Origin of the sequence: Bradyrhizobium sp. dw_78 (genome assembly GCF_018449525.1) — a bacterium.
Taxonomy (GTDB): domain Bacteria; phylum Pseudomonadota; class Alphaproteobacteria; order Rhizobiales; family Xanthobacteraceae; genus Bradyrhizobium.
Window position 1 is genome coordinate 1 of record NZ_JAAVUS010000011.1, and the last position, 17,060, is coordinate 17,060.

Consider the following 17,060-nt stretch of genomic DNA (forward strand, 5'->3'; position numbering starts at 1 on the left):
GGTCAATATCGCTCGTTTATGGAAAGTTAATGAACGGGACCTGGCCGAGCCCTCCTCGAAGGGATGATGGCACCCGCTACAGCGCCCGCGATCAAAGCTGAGCTTGAAAGCTGACCGTAATTTAGGGGCCGATGTGATCGCGCCGGCATCCTCATCGAGGCATCGTTCGGGAGTTATTTATCCGCAAAAGGCGCGACGAGCCGAAACTGCTTCGCACATGCAGGGGTGGCTTTTGTCTCTCGGGCTGCGCGCGCCGTGGTGAGCATTGAAACAGCCGGGGGCTTTGACTATCCCGAAGAGATGTCCGAGCAGGATATCGCGTGCTTTCGAAAGCAGGCGGAGGAGTGTCACCAACAGGCTGAACGGGTCGTCAACCCGCTCGACAGAGGCATGGCCGATGATTGGGATCAGGCTGGCACAGGATTCCACAGGGCAAAGATAAAGAGATCGGCTCAATTGGTATCCTCTTTCAGTTTCGATGGTTATTCGAAAGGGCGGTTGCGAGCACCGCCCCTACCTAATTTGATTCTCGCGTCGAGTTGTCTTTGCCGCAGCCAACCGCGGGCTGCCCTGGATAGTAACCATTGAATTTAGATACGTTCTATTTCGGGCGGCGCGCGAAATGTTCATGGCGCTGCAACCTTTTGCGTATGCGCACGTTATCACTACCTGATTTAGGTTGGGGTGAAGTATGATTGTTGAGATAAAGAACGAAAGATCCTCACCACTGCCGAGCGCGAAGCTCGCGCCGCATTCAGGAGCGTTGAAGCCGAGAAGGCATTGACCGATCGTGAGCGCCTTCAAAAAGGCGTTCCACAAGAACCGGGAGCGACCAAAGGCTGAGCGATTGGCGCGCGAGACCCAATTGAAAGAGAAATGATTCTGCGTGTTTCGCTTTGGAATCAGGACGATGAGGGGCAGCCTGTATATGAACCCAACTGTCTTAATCCGGATTAGACAGTATCCTAATTGCCCCGTTGTGTTCACTTGTGGCCCGTGTTTCGATCTAAGGGGTATAGACTTTTCTCCATCACCGCTCAGTGCATGGCTTTCATCGGTTATGAGAACGCCGGTTGTGCTCCCGCCCACTCGAACAGGAGGCAGCGCCATGCAGCAGCAGCGACGCCGTTTCAAGAAAACCACCACATTAAATCAGCGCCTGGCGGAAGAGGCCCAACGCCTGCGAAAAGAAGCCCAAGGCATCCCGCCGGGAATTGAGCGTGAACGCCTAATTCGCAGAGTGCGGCACGCGGAAACCGCTGCCTATATGCACGAAGGGCTCACGTCTTCCGGCTTGCAACCACCGAAGTAAGCTCATTGCCCCATTCGCTCGACTACGCCGATCGCGGTGTCATGCACATCAATAAGGGGACTTTTCGTCGGCATTGGGGTTACCCGGCGCTGTTGTCCAAGCGGGTTCGACGAGCGTCGTGATTCTCCGGCCCACGCCGTCGATCTGGCATACTAGGAGATCCTGTTCCTCGGTGTAGGCCAATGTCCGTCAGGCGCGGCGAAACGAGTGCGTGCCGTAAGCGCGGGTGATCGCCGAATTGCTGGGACACGGTAAGTTATCCCTTGCGGCGCGAGCGATCAGGAGGAAGACGCTTTGCATGTCTTTCGGAAGGATGCCGGACCGAAGCCAGACTTCCCGCCAAGCGTCGTCGTCTTCTTCCATATCGCTGGAGAGTCCTGGCGTCGAAATCGTCCAGCTTTTGTTGCCAGATTCGGACCTCGTCCTGTGTCTTGTATTTGTAACTCCCTAATCCGATGCGGGTTTCCATTGGGCCGCAGCGGATGATACGCCGGCGAGCGTAAGCGTTCCGATCACGAGCGGGGCGATAAAAATTCTCATGGCGTTCATTTCGTTTTGTTTCTCATAAGCTGACGCCCGCGTAAACGGATCAGCCGATGGCAGCGACAGCGGGCTCTACGGCTTTGGTATGCACATCGACGCGCGAGGGATTGACGCTGCCGAGGATCGTCTTGGCTCGGGCAATTTCCGCCGCCGGGCCGTGTGCGAGCACCAGGAAGCTGTCGGTTTCCAGCGCGGTTTCATATTGGATCACGCTGTCCTTCGGCACGCCAATGCTGTAGAGCGCCGCGGCGAGGGCACTTATGCCGCCGACGATGACGGCATTCTCGATGGCAGCAATCACAATCGTGGCGATATAGCCGAGCACGACAACTTGCCCGACAACGGGAACGGTTATGAACAGCCCACCCAGGAACAAGCCCCAGAAGCCGCCCCAGAATGCACCGCGCGTGCCCCAGAATTTGATGCGATCGCCGGTATTGTAGAATCCGACAACCTTTTCGTCGGTGTGGTAACCCTTGCCGACCACACTGAGGTTTTTCATTTCAAAGCCTGCGGCGGTCAGCTTCTTGATCGCCGTTTCAGCCGCGGGATGGTCGGTGAAGACGGCGATGACTGTGTCGTTATTTTCCATCGGTATTCTCCTTTTGAGGGGTAAGCTGGGTCATCGCGCCGGCTGTCCGTATCGTTCTTGGGCGCATGCCAAAGGCGCAGCCTGAAGGCCGCGGATTCGGAGTTGATCTTTGCCCCAAGATTAGGTTGGAGGTCCCCTACCAAGATAGACTCGGAAACTACTCAGTCTTGGCTCACGCACCACGGCGACATCATGGAAATGGTAACGAGAGTTGGTGCTTCGGGAACCGCGCTGAACTCCATGAAGTCCGCGCTTCATCTCACCCGCTCGCGCCGGCCGCGCAACCCGGTCCAGCTTCGCCGAGGCGAGGGCTATCGGTCGGGCCCGTCACAAAAAGCGGGTTCATCTTTGAACGACGGTCGAGGAGCATCTTCAACGCCGGTTGACGCATAGGATTGGCTTTATGTCGGTGCCCTAAGATCGCTGGCCAGCAGCCAGCCCGCCTGGTCCGATTTCATCGGATCAGTCGCAACGGGTGCGATGTGGGTGTGATCGCACCTGTCGTATTCGAATGTACGGATATCGAAAGCGGATAGTCCTCGCGCAAGCGTCATCTGTGCGTCGCATTTCGGGCAATGGGGACGCACTAGGGCGTAGAGCGGAAGACGCGAGGAAGAAAAAGTCTCTGGCATCAGCCCATCCAATGTATACGCGTTCGGCCATTTTTGATCTTAAGAGCCTACGCAGCGACATGGCGACCTGGCTGCGCTACAGTCGTTTCCGGGGCAGTTGAGTTGATTGGGTGGGTCCAGTCAGCGGCGAGCGCCAGACGAGCCAACTCCGGTAGCGACTTCGAGCCGGTTCTTCGCATGATCGAGGCTCGATGATTTTCGACGGTACGTTGGCTGATCCCAAGATCCGCAGCGATGTTCTTGCTCGGATGACCGACAAGGACCAGCTTCATGATCTCATGCTCTCGAGGGGTCAAGCTCGCGAGACGGTTTTCGGCGGCGTGGTGTAATCCGAACATCATGGTGACCAGTTCCTCCCTTTCCCGGAGGACGGGGCATCCTGCACATGTCGCCGCATAACTGATCTGGTGCAAAACAACTGCGCCAGTTGCACCTTCAAACGTGATTTTGGAATGTGAAAGCGGGCCTGTCCAGCGTTCGTTCTGGACGTTGTCTTGCACTTTACAGGGGAACATCGGCGCTACTCCAGCCGCGCTGGAGCGGCTCTGCGATAAGCCTGTGCGGTGAGGCTGAGTTCCCTAACAAGTTTGTTCGCCGAGGTTGGTTGCACCGGGCACGCGCAATGCAGCGATGCGTCGAAAGCCATGTTTTTCTCATTGGTTAAGGTCAATTTTGACCACGGTGTCGGTCAAGGAATGGGATAGCGTACAGTGGTTTCTTGTGCGCTATCGATATTCGTCAGATTGCCGCTTGAGATGATCACGGGTCGGGACGATCATCCGAGGTCATCCCCCAACCGCCTTTTCAACTTTTCAGGGACTGAGCGAGCCGGTTAATTGGCTAAACCTCATTTGCGAAGCTCAGCGATGCCTCGATGGCTTCCTGCCAAATATCATTGGTGGCCACGCCCTCATCCTCCAGTCTCTGCATAAGCGCGCCCACCGCGGCAGCAGAGGCATCTGCAAGTCGATCATTTCCGGAAGCCCGGGTGCGCATTGCGTTGACGAATGGCCGAATCGCCTCGACGGCTTCGGCAGATGGCAGGCTGCGAGCCCCGTGAAGGATATGAAGCATATCGCAGACCAAATGCGGCGGTGGCGTCTTGGGGACCGGATTCGCGTCGGTACGCAAGCCTTCTTCAATTGCTTTATGAGCCATCGCCGTCATCTCCTTTGGTGGACGCTGATTTTGCAATCGTCGAGCGCGTCGGTTTTATCTCGCCGCCGAACCTGGGGCATTCATGCCGGTCGGCTGTTGCTGGCGGCCACATAAACGGGGCTTTCGCGCGTAAACATCCGAAGCGCTGTCCGGAGTGAACTGGTTGTCGCTTCAGATGTTCCAGTCCGCGCCGGTGCTGCGGCCCGCTACTCGACCTCCGGACTCCTCGACCGCAAACTCGCGATCCAATCACCCAGCCGGTCGAGATAGAGATAGATCACCGGCGTCGTGAACAATGTCAGCGCCTGACTGACAATCAGGCCTCCGACCATGGCGTAGCCGAGTGGCTGCCTGAGTTCCGAGCCGGTGCCCTGGCCGAGCATAAGAGGAACTCCGCCAAGCATTGCCGCCATCGTTGTCATCAGGATCGGCCGGAACCGCAGCAGCGCGGCGCGGCGGATGGCGTCCTTGGCCGACAAATGATCGTCCCGCTGCGCCACCATCGCGAAGTCGACCAGCAGGATGCCGTTCTTTTTGACGATGCCGATCAGCAGGATAATGCCAATCAGCGCGATCACGCTGAAATCGAAATGGAACAGCATCAGCGTCGCCAGCGCCCCGGCGCCTGCCGATGGCAGCGTCGACAAGATCGTTAGCGGGTGGATATAGCTCTCATAGAGGATGCCGAGGATCAGATAGACGATCGCCAACGCGCCCACGATCAACAGCGGTATCGTCGAGAGTGATTGCTGGAACGCCTGTGCGTTGCCCTGAAAGCTAGTCGTGATCGTGACCGGGAGCTTCAGCCCACGCCTTGTGCCATCCACCGCGTCGGTCGCTTCGCCGAGTGATACGTTCGGAGCGAGGTTGAAACTGAGTGTGACGGCCGGGAACTGGCTCTGGTGGCTGATGGAGAGCGGCTGGACCGGTACCGTCGTCCATCGCGCGAATATCGAAAGTGGCACCTCACTTCCCGTCGTGGGTGACTTCAGGTAGATTGTGCCGAGCGTGTCAACTTCGCCCTGCAGGGTCGGCAGCACCTCCATGATCACTTCATAGGTCGAAAGCTGGGTGAAGTACTGGGCGATTTGACGCTGGCCAAAGGCATCGTAGAGCGTGTCGTCGATCGTTTGAAGGGTCACGCCGTAGCGCGAAGCCTGGCTTCGATCGATCGTCGTCGTCAGTGTCGTGCCCTGTGTCTGTTGGTCGGATGCCACGTCCCGCAATTGTGACAAGCTCTGCAACGTCGCCAGCATCTTCGGCGCCCAAGCGTTCAGTTCGTCCAGATCGGGATCCTGCAGCGTGTACTGATACTGGGTGCGCGAAGCGCGTCCACCCACCGTCACATCCTGCGTGGCCTGCAAAAATAGCCGCGCACCCTGGACCGCGGCCAGGCCGGGTGCCAGCCGCGCGATGATCTGATCGGCGGTCGCCGTGCGCTGATCGCGCGGCTTCAACGTGATAAACAGACGGCCGGTGTTGAGCGCGTTGCCGGTGCTGCCGATGGACATAGCGACATGCGCCACTGCAGTATCGTTCTGAACGACGGCGCCCAGCGCTTCCATGCGCCGCATCATTTCAGCCGGGGCAACGTCCTGTCCTGCCTCGGCGACGCCGGTGATCAGTCCGGTATCCTGTTGCGGAAAGAAGCCTTTCGGAATGATGACGAAAAGATAGACCGTCAAGGCGAGGGTTGTGAGGAAGACGAGCAGCGTCACGAATCGGAATTTAAGTACGCCGTCGAGTCCCTGCTCATAGAGTTTCAACAGGGCCTCGAAGGCTCGCTCGCTCCCCGCGTAAATGCGTCCATGCTTGGCCGCCTTGGACGAGGTCAGGAAGCGGGATGCCATCATGGGCGTCAAGGTCAGCGATACGATGGCTGACACGACGATCGTCATCGACAGCGTCGCGGCGAATTCGCGGAACAGCCGGCCGATGATGCCCCCCATCAGGAACAGCGGGATCAGCACGGCGATCAGCGATATGCTGATCGAGACGATGGTGAAGGCGATCTCGCGCGACCCCTTCAGCGCGGCCGCGAATGGCTTCTCGCCCTTCTCGATATAGCGCGTGATGTTTTCCAACATCACGATGGCGTCGTCGACGACGAATCCGACCGAAATGGTGAGCGCCATGAGCGAGAGATTATCGAGACTATAGCCCGCGATCCACATCAGCGCGCATGCGCCAAGCAAGGCCAGCGGCACCGCGACGCTGGGGATGATCGTTGCCCAGAGGTTACGCAGGAATATGAAGATCACCATGATCACCAGCGCGATGGTGAGCAACAGCGTGAACTGGACGTCCTGGATGGACGCGCGGATTGTCTGCGTGCGGTCGCTCAGCACGAAGATGCTGATGGCGGGCGGCATGGTCGCCTTCAGCCGCGGCAGAGCCGCCATGATGCTGTCGACGGTGGTGATGACATTGGCGCCCGGCTGCTGGTAGATGACAAGGAAGACGCCGCGCTTGCCGTCGGCCCAGGCGGCCTGTGTCGAATCCTGCGCCGCGGTGACAGCGTCACCGATGTCGCGCACACGCACCGACCCATTATCGCGATAAGCGACAATAACATCGTTCCAGGGCTCGGCCGTGATGAGTTGATCGTTGGTGTAAATGGTGTACGAGCGTTTATTGCCTTTGATCGCGCCTTTCGGACTATCGGTGGTCGCCGCGGAAAGCTGCGTGCGCACATCTTCGAGCGACAGGCCTTTCGCCACCAGCTTTGACGGGTCGAGCTGGATGCGGATCGCCGGCTTCTGCTGGCCTCCGACGGTGACCTGGGCCACGCCGGAAATCTGGCTGATCTGTTGGGCAAGCTTGGTCTCGATGTCGTCATCGACCTCGGTCAGCGGCAGGGTTTCCGAGGTCGCCGCGAGCAACAATATGGGCGAATCTGCGGGATTCACCTTGCGGTAGGTCGGTGGCGCCGGCAGGTCCTTCGGCAATTGCCCACCGGCGGCGTTAATCGCTGCCTGCACGTCGTTCGCAGCTCCGTCGATGTCACGGTCGAGGTCAAACTGAATTGTGATCGCAGTCGAGCCAAGCGTGCTTGTCGAGGTCATCTGCGAGATACTTGGTATCTGGGTGAATTGGGTTTCCAGCGGTTGGGCCACAGCGGAGGCCATCGTGTCGGGGCTGGCGCCGGGCAGCGACGCCGACACTTGAATGGTCGGGAAGTCGACCTGCGGCAAGGGCGCCACCGGCAATCTGGGATAGGCGACGATACCGACGAACAGGATACCGATCATCAGCAACGAGGTGGCGATCGGATGTCGGATGAATGGCTCGGAAATGCCGCCCGCCACGATCAGGGCGCCTTGGCTTGAGGGGTCGCCGTGGCATCGCCGGGTGGGGCTGACTGGACAACGGAGCCCTGAACCAGGCGGTATTGGCCCGCGGTCACCACGGTCTCGCCGGGCTGCAACCCCTGCAGGACAACGGCCGTTCCGGCATCATCCTCACCGATCTTGATGGGGTGCATCTCGACTTTGGCGTCGGCGTTGACAACATAAGCGTAGAGCCCGTTAGGTCCGTGCTGAATTGCATCGTCGGAGACGACGGTCACCTGTTTCCGCGTCTCGACCAGCAGGCGCGTCGAAACTGACAGGCCGGGCCATAATGCATCGTCCTTGTTCTCGAACGTCGCCTTCATGCTGATGGTGCCGCTCGCTTGATCGACCAAATTATTGACAATGGCGAGATGGCCCTGGGACAGGATTTTTGAGCCATCCGAACTACGGACGATCACGGGCACGGCGCCGGCGGCGAAAGCGATATTGATCCGCGGGATGTCCTGTTCGGGAGCTGTGAAAACCACCGAGATCGGTTGCAGCTTTGCAATCGTCACGATCCCCGTGGCGCTGGCCGCATGAACGATGTTGCCGAGATCGACGAGACGGAAGCTGGTCTTCCCCGTGATAGGGGATCGGATCGTGGTGTAGCCGACTTGAGTCTGGGCGGTATCGATCAAAGCCTGATCGCCATCGATCTGGGCGGTCAACTGATCGACCGTAGATTGCTGCGTGTCGAGCTGTTGCCGTGTGGCGTATTCTTGCTTGGCCAGAGTGGCATATCGCTGCAGGTTGAGCTGGGCGTCTTTCAGACTGGCCAGATCTTGTACCTTTTTCGCGAGGGCTTGATCCAGGACCGCCTGGTAAGGTCGCGGATCGATCTCGACGAGAATGTCGCCCTGCTTGACCATCTGGCCTTGCTTGAATGCGACCTTGGTGATTTCACCATCGACGCGGCTGCTTACGGTGACGGTCTCGTAGGATTCGGCGGTGCCAAGCCCGTTGAGGTAGACAGCGAAATCGGCTGTCCGTGTTTTGGCGGTGCTGACGGGAACAGGTGCAGCCGCCTCACTTGCGCTTTGGTCTTTGGCTCCCGTTCCCGTGACGTTCCCATAGTAATGACGCCAGCCGAGGTAGCCTGCCAGCGCGATCGCCGCTACAGGAACCAGAAGCTTCCAGCTGCCTCGGAGACTTAATGTGTAAGGCGAGGACAAAAGCGCGTTCTCTAGAAACTCCGGGAATTAGGAGTTCAGGATAGCGGTCGATGATCGGGGCGAGTACCCTCGGAAACTACGCAGGCTGACTCGGCGAATGTTCATCAGCTTGCTGAATTCTGCCATGCGGCTGCAGGGCCCGACGAGCAAACTCCACTCGTGGCGGGATAGCAACCGTAGCGAATGAAATCAGTCTCGAGACAGGCCTGCAGGACGGAATACTGCCGACGTCGCGCCGTGTTCAGCATCGTCCTGACCGGCTGGATTTCTAGGGGCATAGGAACGTAGCTTCCTCAGCGGTTCTTCCATGCGGAAGCCCGCGAGAGTATCAGACTACGCGATGTCTTACGAGACTGACTTCTCGCTCCTCGCAAGAATTCCATCGTTACCGCCGCCGACGTGCTGCGTGCGATAGGTTCCCAGAAACCTTGCCGCTAGATGGCATCGATCGGATTAGATAAAGCTGTTATAAAATTGCTCCACCGAAAGTTGCTCTAGATCCAGCGGCCGAGGAGAATCAACCCGGTAGCATTGTTGTGATATCTCATGTTCAGCGAAGCTTGTGAGCAAAATTGACCAGACTCGCTGACTTGGCGGAGCAGTATGGCCTACACATTGTTGCCAGGCGTGCGCAATGGCCGGGTCAACCTGCTGGCGTTGCGCGTTGGATGCGAGAGCGGAGTTATTATGATGCGCCACTACCATATCCGCGACCACGAAGATTTCGCCGACGAGCGCATGAGACCTGTCTCGGGCTCAATAGCCGGAATTGAAGATGCGATTAGTGAAGCCATGCTTCACACCGGCTACCCGGCAAAATGCGGCGGGTGTCATGTGCTTCAAAAAAGGGACGATCTGCTTCTTAAACTGCTCGGGGTGCATGAAGATGCAGAGAAGCGTCTCTCAGGTCTTACCCATCGACAGTATCAGGTCATGAGGTTGGTTCTCGCCGGCGTTCTGAGCAAGAATATCGCAGTGGATCTTTGCATCAGCCGGCGCACCGTTGAAAATCATCGTGCCTCGATCATGAAAAGAACAGGTGCGAAGTCGCTTCCGGAATTAGCGCGCTTGGCGCTCGCCGCCGACTGGATAAATCCAATCAAAGTGACGGCTCAATGACGCTGCCATCCTTAAATTGCCCAGTGCTGGATAAGGGGTTTTGCTCCGAGTTATCCCTAGCATTCGTGCCGAGCGGCAGGAAACGTCGCCGTTTTGTAAGGCATTGTCGTACGCCGAACCAAATCCGTTGGTCACGGGGCTCGCGGTGCCCGCTCTGCTGACGTAGCAACCAATCGCGCGCCCCGGGTTGATTGCAAGACCGGCTGAACACCTTCGGGGGCTTCTGGAACCGAGGTACGCTGATCGCTCGAAATACATTGCTCGCTCGTATGCTTGAAATCTCGCCGCGCAATCTTCGGCATGGCTAGGTAGTTTCCGAGCCTACCGCGTGCGATCGTTAGACGGCTATCTTCTGAAGTCGAAAAACCATTGCGGCTAGATCACGGCGGTTGCGGCATGACGACGTTGGATGGGACCGAGGCATCTGTATGCAGCAACGCCCTTACGATAGGGGCCATCGTCGATGAGTTTAAATCCGACCGTAATCGTCTGTTGGATATTGTTGGGCGGGTGCAGCACCGCTTCGGTCATGTCAGTCAGGAAGCGATAAGTTCAATCTCAAGTAGACTTGGCATGCATCCCGTCGAAGTCATTGAGATGGTGTCCTTTTATGCATTCTTCGACCAGACGCCGCGAGGGCGCAACCGGATCCGTCTCTCGAAGACGCCAATCTCGATGATGAATGGCGCCAGGGAAGTCGCAGAGGCGTTTGGGCAATCGCTGGGCATTGCTATGGGGGAGACGTCGCTTGATGGCATGTTCACGCTGGAATGGACGAATGATATTGGCATGGCTGATCAGGAACCGGCGGCCTTGGTCAACGGGATGATATTGACTTCGCTTACGCCGCTGGATGTGCCTGGGATCATTGCTGCTCTCCGACATGAGGAGGACGGCCTTGGTCTGTCGTCCTATCCGCCCACAGCGGCGCAGGCATTGAAGTTGCCGAAATCCAACGTGCGCCCAAGCCTCATTCAAGCCGGGCCGCTGCTGACGAGGCCGGTGGTTCGGGCACGCGGACTAAAGGCTGCCCTGGCCATGACGCCTGAGAAAGTCATCGAAGAGATCACGAGTTCCAAACTCCGGGGGCGCGGCGGTGCCGGATTTCCAACCGGCATGAAGTGGCGCCTTACTCGAAAGTCGGCAGGCAAGGAGCATTACATTCTTTGCAATGCCGATGAGGGGGAGCCAGGCACCTTTAAGGATCGAATGTTGCTCGCCGAGTTTCCGGATCTGGTTTTTGACGGACTGACCATCGCCGGCTACGCTCTCGGTTCGCAGCATGGAATCCTATATCTCCGGGGCGAGTACGCCTATCTGTGGGAGACACTTCAGGAAACGTTGAGGACTCGCCGCAGCCTCGGGCTGCTCGGCGCGAATATCTGTGGGCGGCAAGGATTTGATTTCGATATTCGAATTCAACTCGGCGCTGGTGCTTACATATGTGGTGAAGAATCCTCGCTGATTGAATCGCTTGAGGGCAAGCGTGGCTCGCCACGCGATCGACCGCCGTTCCCGACGGAGCGCGGTTACTTACAACAGCCGACCGCCATCGACAATGTCGAGACCCTGATCTGCGCCGCCCGCATCTTGGAGAAAGGCGTGGCTTGGTTCACGAGTTATGGCACGAAGGAGTCGGCCGGTACGAAGCTGATCAGCGTCTCGGGCGATTGCGCTCGACCCGGCGTCTATGAAGTGCCGTTCGGCGTCACCGTCAGCGAGCTTCTAGACTTGGTCGGCGGAGCGGACGCTATTTACGTCCAGGTGAGCGGTCCTTCGGGCCATTCGGTCGCACCGAAGGATTTCGGCCGGAGCATCGCCTATGAGGATCTATCGACCGGAGGCTCGACGATGGTCTTCGGTCCGCAGCGCGACGTGCTCGATGTCGCGATGCAATTCGCCGAGTTTTTTGTTGAGGAATCCTGCGGATGGTGTACGCCCTGCCGCGTCGGCACCACACTGCTCAAGCAAGGCATGGAGAAAGTGCTCGCTGGTCGTGCGACGCTTTCGGATCTCTCGGAGATGGAAGCGCTCGGCCAAACCGTCGTGCGGATGAGCCGGTGCGGCCTCGGCCAGTCGGCCCCCAACCCCATCCTGACCACAATGCGAAATTTCCCCGAACTCTACGAGGCCCGACTTGCGGCCGTCCCGTTCACGCCGCTCGTGACTTTGCATGACGCCTTGCGCGAAGCCGTGGCGGTCCAGGGCCGCGAGCCACTCAGTGAGGAAACGTGAAATGGTTGCCGCCAGCTTTAAATTCAACATCGACGGGATCGAGGTCGAGGCGACTGAGGGCCAATCGGTGATCGAAGCCTGCGACGAGGCCGGTATCTATATTCCGCGCTTGTGCCATCATCCGGAACTGCCTCCCTCCGGAAACTGCCGCGTCTGTACCTGCAAGATCAATGGCCGCCACAGTGCCGCCTGCGTGACCCCGGCCGCGCATGGCATGGTGATCGAGAACGATACGCCGCAGCTCACCAGCGACCGGCGCGCCGTTATCGAAATGCTGTTCGTGGAGGGCAATCATCCTTGCCCCTATTGCGTGGCGAGTGGCGACTGCGAATTACAGGCGCTCGGGTACCGGCTGGGCATGGTTGCGCCCACTCAACCATATCAGTGGCCTGAGCGGAAGATCGATGCCACGCATCCTGACATCTATCTCGACCACGACCGCTGCATTCTCTGTTCGCGCTGCATTCGCGCGTCGCGGATGGAGGATGGCAAGACGGTTTTCGGCTTTGAAGGACGCGGGATCGCGATGCGGCTGAATGTCGATGCGCAGGGAGGCCTTGGGGAAACCCAGATGGCCGCGATTGACAAGGCGGCGAGTGTCTGTCCGGTCGCTTGTATCGTCATCAAACGTCACAACTACCAGGTTCCAAACGGTAGCCGTCGCTTCGACAAGACGCCAATCGGCAGCGATATCGAGGCGAAACGAACAAGGCGTCAGTCATGACAGCGACGCTCGACGCAGGTTCAACGACAGGCCCGGCAGCGTCACGCTCCAAGCCGAGTCTCGCGACCTGCGCCCTGACAGGCTGTTTTGGATGCCACATGTCGCTTCTCGATATCGACGAGCGAATCCTCGAATTGGTCGACCTCGTCGATCTGGACGTGTCACCGTTCGATGACAAGAAAGCGTTCGATCGACAGGTTGATGTCGGCTTCGTCGAAGGCGGCTGCTCGAATGAGTACAATGTCAAGGAGCTCAGGGAATTCCGCAAGCATTGCCGTATCCTGATCTCGGTCGGCGCATGCGCGATCAATGGCGGCGTACCTGCGATGCGCAACACGATCGGTCTTCGGGAGTGCCTGGAGGCGGTCTATCTCAACGGGCCGTCTCTCGAAGGCGCCGGCATGATTCCGAACGACGAGGATCTGCCGCTGCTCCTCGACCGTGTCTACCCATCGCATGAGATCGTGAAGATCGACTATTTCCTGCCAGGTTGCCCGCCTTCCGGCGACGCCATGTGGGAGGGGCTCAAGGCCTTGCTCACCGGCAAGGCACCGACTTTGCCCTACTTGCTGTGCAAGTACGAATGATGCGCGCCATACAGGGACGTACACCATGAGCGATGTTCAGGTCAGTCAGCCACAGGGTAACCCGCTGAAGGGCCGCCTGGGACCGCGTAAAATCGTCATCGATCCGGTGACCCGCGTTGAAGGCCACGGCAAGGTTACCATCAAGCTCAACGAGGCCGGCGAGGTCGAACAGGCACGGTTTCATATCGTGGAGTTCCGCGGGTTCGAGAGATTCATCTGTGGGCGCATGTATTGGGAGGTTCCCGTCATCGTTCAGCGCCTCTGCGGTATTTGTCCGGTGAGCCATCATCTTGGCGCCGGCAAAGCAATGGATGTCATCGCCGGAGTAGACCAGTTGACGCCGACGGCAGAGAAGATGCGGAGGCTGATGCATTACGGCCAGGTGCTGCAGTCGAACGCCCTGAATTTTTTTCATCTGGCCTCGCCTGATCTTCTGCTCGGCTTCGAAGCGCCGGTCGCGCAACGCAACATAATTGGCGTGATCGAAGCCTTTCCGCAAGTCGGCAAGTGGGCGATCTTTATCCGCAAATACGGTCAGCAAGTGATCGCCGCGACCGGCGGCAGGCGAATCCATCCAAGACTGTGCATCCCAGGCGGAGTCAACCAGAACCTGACCGTGGAGAACCGGGATGCGCTCAGGAAGGATATCGATCAAATCATCAATTGGTGTTGCGAGGCTCTGGAGCTTCACAAATCCTTTGTTCATTCGCATGAGACGCTGCACGAGACATTTGCAAGCTTTCCGTCGAGCTACATGAGCCTCGTCGGAGCAGATGGCGGAATGGATCTATACGATGGCACGCTCCGCGCCATCGATGCGGACGGCGAGTCGATCTTCGAGGGCGTCCGCCCGGTCGACTACCGCGACTACCTCACCGAGGAAGTCCGCTCCTGGAGCTATATGAAGTTTCCACACATTCGTTCGCTCGGGCGCGAGGACGGCTGGTATCGGGTCGGTCCCCTGGCACAACTGAACTGCTGTGCCTTCATCGGCACACCTATCGCCGAGATCGCACGCAAGGAGTTCATGGCGCTTGGGCATGGCGGGCTGGTCCATGCGACGCTTGCCTATCACTGGGCGCGGCTGATCTGCATGATCCACTGCGCCGAGACGATCAAGAAACTTCTATTCGACGATGATCTTCAAGGGACCGATTTGGTCGCGAGCGGCCAGCGCCGGTCGGAAGGCGTTGCGATCATCGAAGCGCCACGCGGCACGTTGCTTCATCACTACGCGGTGGACCATAACGACCAGGTGACCAGCGCCAACCTCATCGTTTCGACAACCAACAATAACGAGGCGATGAATCGGTCCGTGACCAAGGTCGCCATCGATTATCTTGCCGGCCACGAGATCACCGAAGGTCTGCTGAACCACATCGAGGTCGCGATTCGGGCCTATGACCCGTGTCTCTCATGCGCCACACACGCGCTTGGCCAGATGCCGCTCGTCGTCACGCTCGAGGATGCCGAAGGTTCGGTGATTGCGACCCGGATAAAAGAATGAGTTCGGTCGCAACAAAGATGGCGCCTGCAAATGGACAGGCCCGCATCCTGGTTCTGGGCTACGGCAATCCGGGGCGCCAGGACGACGGCCTGGGTCCGGCGATGGTCGCCGAAATCGAGAGGCTGGCATGGCGCAATGTCACCGCTCATGACAATTACCAGCTCAACATCGAAGATGCGATCGATGTCGCGGAGCATGACATCGTGTGGTTCGTGGACGCTGCGAGGGCCGGGCCAGCGCCATACTCCATGAGCGATCTTTCTCCTGCATCAGGCATCGAGTTCACCAGTCACCTGGTCCGGCCGGAGGTTATCCTGGCGATAGCCCGGCAATATTACGGCGGGTCACCGCGGGCATTTCTGGTCGGCATACGAGGCTATGAATTCGAGTTCCTGGAGGAACTCACGATGGAAGCGAAGCATAATCTGCGTGCCGCGCTAGCGATGCTTGGTGAACGCATACGCTCTTGTCAGACCGGAGAGGCGCCATGAATATCGGTTTTGGCAATTCAAGGAAGACCATACTCCTGATCGATGAAGACGCTCATGCGCGGGCAACGCTACGCATCGCCCTTGAAAATGCCGGCTTCACGGTTGGCGAAGCGGCGAATGGACGGGAGGGTGAGCGCACGGCGCGGCGGATCAAGCCGGATGTCATTCTGGCCGAGCTGATGATCGAACCCGCCGATGCTGGTGGAACGGTTTCGGAGCGGCTCAGGGCGACCGGCAGCACGACACCGTTCTACATCGTCAGCACGGCCGGCGAGGCGCTTGTTGGATCCGTCGGGCTGCACGAACTCGGCGTCTCCGGCGTATTCCTCAAGCCTATCGATCCCGCGGTCATGATCCAGGCGCTCAAGACGCGCCTTGATGTCACCGAACGTGCGGCTCGCGGGGAGCGAGGGGATGCATGAAGTGTCCCTTATCGAAGGCATTGTCGATCTGGTCGCAGCAGAGGCGCGAAAGCAGGCATTCTCGCAGGTACGGGTAATCCGTCTGAGGCTCGGCGCCCTTGGGCATGCCGAACCGGAGGCGCTGCGGTTCTGCTTCGACGCGGTTACGAACGGTACCATCGCCGATGGTGCGCGGCTGGAGATCGAGATGGTGCCTGGGCGGGGCTGGTGTTTCGGTTGCGAAAGTACCGCATTGCTTGATGAACGGTTCGCGGCATGTCCGCACTGCGGAAAAGCGCCGCTTCAAATCTTGGCTGGCGACGAGTTGCAGTTGGCGGAATTGGAGGTCGATTGATGTGCATAATATGCGGATGCGGGACAGAAGACATCTCGATTGGAAAGATTGGCGGCCACAACCAAACTGGATCGCACACGTTTGGTCATTCACATCATGATCATGTGCATGGCCACGCGCATGAACATGCAAATGGTACCCATGACCACGACCACGAATCGATTGATTTCGGTACGGGGCCGGCGGGTTTGGCGGTTGCGGGGCTGAGCCAGGAACGGACAATCCGTATTGAGCGCGATATCCTTTCGAAAAATGGTGCATTCGCCGACGCCAATCGTGTGCGGCTGCGCGGGGCAGGAATCTTCGCGCTCAACTTCGTTTCCAGTCCTGGTTCCGGCAAAACTTCATTGCTGGTACGAACGATCGCTGAATTGAAGGAGCGATTTTCGATCGCGGTGATCGAGGGAGACCAACAAACTTCGAACGATGCCGACAGAATCCGCGCCGCCGGTGCGCCGGCCGTCCAGATCAACACCGGCAAGGGCTGCCATCTCGATGCTCACATGGTGGGTCATGCGTTGCATCGTCTACCTGTGACGGCGGGCGGCCTGCTGTTCATCGAGAACGTCGGCAATCTCGTTTGCCCCGCCGCTTTCGATCTTGGCGAGGCGCACAAGGTCGTCGTGCTCTCGGTTACCGAGGGTGAGGACAAGCCGCTCAAATATCCGGATATGTTTGCTGCAGCCGACCTGATGCTTCTCAACAAGATCGATCTTTTGCCTCATGTTGATTTCGACGTGAACGCTTGTATCGAAGCGGCGCAGCGCGTGAATCCGAATATTCAGACCATGCTCGTCTCGGCGAGAACGGGGGAGGGGCTTCAGGCCTTCTATGACTGGATTGCGGCTCAAGCGTCAACGGTGGCCAAAATGGACGAGTGTGCGGAATGAGGTCCTG

15 protein-coding genes and 1 pseudogene are annotated in these 17,060 nt (G+C 58.5%); 10 read left to right on the forward strand and 6 right to left on the reverse strand.

The window, feature by feature from the left end:
* Positions 1–1,108: 1,108 nt before the first annotated feature.
* Positions 1,109–1,312, forward strand: a complete 204-nt coding sequence (locus HB630_RS24145) for a hypothetical protein (protein WP_249781026.1) — start codon at positions 1,109–1,111, stop codon at positions 1,310–1,312.
* Positions 1,313–1,360: 48 nt separating this feature from the next.
* Here HB630_RS24145 and HB630_RS28495 read toward each other — a convergent pair.
* The 6 genes and pseudogenes from HB630_RS28495 to HB630_RS24170 form a co-directional block, all read right to left on the reverse strand.
* Positions 1,361–1,690, reverse strand: a pseudogene (locus HB630_RS28495) (ATP-binding protein); the annotation flags it as partial.
* A gap of 211 nt (positions 1,691–1,901) precedes the next feature.
* Entirely contained in the window at positions 1,902–2,447 is a 546-nt protein-coding gene (locus HB630_RS24150; RefSeq protein WP_213775221.1) for a general stress protein, read from the reverse strand.
* Between the two features lie 679 nt (positions 2,448–3,126).
* A complete protein-coding gene (locus tag HB630_RS24155; protein ID WP_213775222.1) occupies positions 3,127–3,594 on the reverse strand; it encodes a LuxR C-terminal-related transcriptional regulator in 468 nt (155 codons plus the stop codon).
* Between the two features lie 325 nt (positions 3,595–3,919).
* On the reverse strand, positions 3,920–4,237 hold the full coding sequence (locus HB630_RS24160) for a hypothetical protein (RefSeq protein ID WP_213775223.1): 318 nt from the start codon (positions 4,235–4,237) through the stop codon (positions 3,920–3,922).
* A 206-nt stretch (positions 4,238–4,443) separates the two neighbouring features.
* Positions 4,444–7,545, reverse strand: a complete 3,102-nt coding sequence (locus HB630_RS24165) for an efflux RND transporter permease subunit (protein WP_213775224.1) — start codon at positions 7,543–7,545, stop codon at positions 4,444–4,446.
* Between the two features lie 2 nt (positions 7,546–7,547).
* On the reverse strand, positions 7,548–8,744 hold the full coding sequence (locus tag HB630_RS24170) for an efflux RND transporter periplasmic adaptor subunit (protein ID WP_213775225.1): 1,197 nt from the start codon (positions 8,742–8,744) through the stop codon (positions 7,548–7,550).
* Between the two features lie 603 nt (positions 8,745–9,347).
* On the opposite strand from HB630_RS24170, the gene HB630_RS24175 reads away from it, so the two are divergent.
* From HB630_RS24175 to hypB, 9 genes are all read left to right on the forward strand, one after another.
* Positions 9,348–9,863 carry a LuxR C-terminal-related transcriptional regulator gene (locus HB630_RS24175; RefSeq protein WP_213775226.1) on the forward strand — a complete coding sequence of 172 codons (516 nt, stop codon included), beginning with the start codon at positions 9,348–9,350 and terminating at the stop codon, positions 9,861–9,863.
* A gap of 396 nt (positions 9,864–10,259) precedes the next feature.
* Positions 10,260–12,098, forward strand: a complete 1,839-nt coding sequence (locus tag HB630_RS24180) for an NAD(P)H-dependent oxidoreductase subunit E (RefSeq protein WP_213775227.1) — start codon at positions 10,260–10,262, stop codon at positions 12,096–12,098.
* 1 nt (position 12,099) lies between these two features.
* Positions 12,100–12,822, forward strand: coding sequence for a 2Fe-2S iron-sulfur cluster-binding protein (locus HB630_RS24185; RefSeq protein WP_213775228.1), 723 nt, complete (start codon positions 12,100–12,102; stop codon positions 12,820–12,822).
* Positions 12,819–13,409 (forward strand): NADP oxidoreductase, encoded by a 591-nt coding sequence (locus tag HB630_RS24190; RefSeq protein ID WP_276571635.1) that lies wholly within the window; start codon positions 12,819–12,821, stop codon positions 13,407–13,409. The genes HB630_RS24185 and HB630_RS24190 overlap by 4 nt, the downstream gene beginning before the upstream one ends.
* Positions 13,410–13,434: 25 nt before the next feature.
* Positions 13,435–14,916: a Ni/Fe hydrogenase subunit alpha gene (locus HB630_RS24195; protein WP_213775230.1), complete on the forward strand. Its 1,482-nt coding sequence runs from the start codon at positions 13,435–13,437 to the stop codon at positions 14,914–14,916.
* Complete coding sequence (locus tag HB630_RS24200; RefSeq protein WP_213775231.1) at positions 14,913–15,407, forward strand: hydrogenase maturation protease; 495 nt, start codon at positions 14,913–14,915, stop codon at positions 15,405–15,407. Before HB630_RS24195 ends, HB630_RS24200 begins: the two co-directional genes overlap by 4 nt.
* Positions 15,404–15,829: a response regulator gene (locus tag HB630_RS24205; RefSeq protein ID WP_213775232.1), complete on the forward strand. Its 426-nt coding sequence runs from the start codon at positions 15,404–15,406 to the stop codon at positions 15,827–15,829. The genes HB630_RS24200 and HB630_RS24205 overlap by 4 nt, the downstream gene beginning before the upstream one ends.
* Positions 15,822–16,163 carry a hydrogenase maturation nickel metallochaperone HypA gene (gene hypA / locus HB630_RS24210; protein WP_213775233.1) on the forward strand — a complete coding sequence of 114 codons (342 nt, stop codon included), beginning with the start codon at positions 15,822–15,824 and terminating at the stop codon, positions 16,161–16,163. The genes HB630_RS24205 and hypA overlap by 8 nt, the downstream gene beginning before the upstream one ends.
* Positions 16,163–17,053 (forward strand): hydrogenase nickel incorporation protein HypB, encoded by an 891-nt coding sequence (hypB, locus tag HB630_RS24215; RefSeq protein WP_213775234.1) that lies wholly within the window; start codon positions 16,163–16,165, stop codon positions 17,051–17,053. Before hypA ends, hypB begins: the two co-directional genes overlap by 1 nt.
* Positions 17,054–17,060: the final 7 nt, after the last annotated feature.

Bases quoted from the DNA above. Each gene is read 5' to 3' on its own strand.
- HB630_RS24145 (WP_249781026.1), top strand. From the start codon at position 1,109: ATGCAGCAGCAGCGACGCCGTTTCAAGAAAACCACCACATTAAATCAG.
- HB630_RS24150 (WP_213775221.1), bottom strand. From the start codon at position 2,447: ATGGAAAATAACGACACAGTCATCGCCGTCTTCACCGACCATCCCGCG.
- HB630_RS24155 (WP_213775222.1), bottom strand. From the start codon at position 3,594: ATGTTCCCCTGTAAAGTGCAAGACAACGTCCAGAACGAACGCTGGACA.
- HB630_RS24160 (WP_213775223.1), bottom strand. From the start codon at position 4,237: ATGGCTCATAAAGCAATTGAAGAAGGCTTGCGTACCGACGCGAATCCG.
- HB630_RS24175 (WP_213775226.1), top strand. From the start codon at position 9,348: ATGGCCTACACATTGTTGCCAGGCGTGCGCAATGGCCGGGTCAACCTG.
- HB630_RS24180 (WP_213775227.1), top strand. From the start codon at position 10,260: ATGACGACGTTGGATGGGACCGAGGCATCTGTATGCAGCAACGCCCTT.
- HB630_RS24185 (WP_213775228.1), top strand. From the start codon at position 12,100: ATGGTTGCCGCCAGCTTTAAATTCAACATCGACGGGATCGAGGTCGAG.
- HB630_RS24190 (WP_276571635.1), top strand. From the start codon at position 12,819: ATGACAGCGACGCTCGACGCAGGTTCAACGACAGGCCCGGCAGCGTCA.
- HB630_RS24195 (WP_213775230.1), top strand. From the start codon at position 13,435: ATGAGCGATGTTCAGGTCAGTCAGCCACAGGGTAACCCGCTGAAGGGC.
- HB630_RS24200 (WP_213775231.1), top strand. From the start codon at position 14,913: ATGAGTTCGGTCGCAACAAAGATGGCGCCTGCAAATGGACAGGCCCGC.
- HB630_RS24205 (WP_213775232.1), top strand. From the start codon at position 15,404: ATGAATATCGGTTTTGGCAATTCAAGGAAGACCATACTCCTGATCGAT.
- hypA (WP_213775233.1), top strand. From the start codon at position 15,822: ATGCATGAAGTGTCCCTTATCGAAGGCATTGTCGATCTGGTCGCAGCA.
- hypB (WP_213775234.1), top strand. From the start codon at position 16,163: ATGTGCATAATATGCGGATGCGGGACAGAAGACATCTCGATTGGAAAG.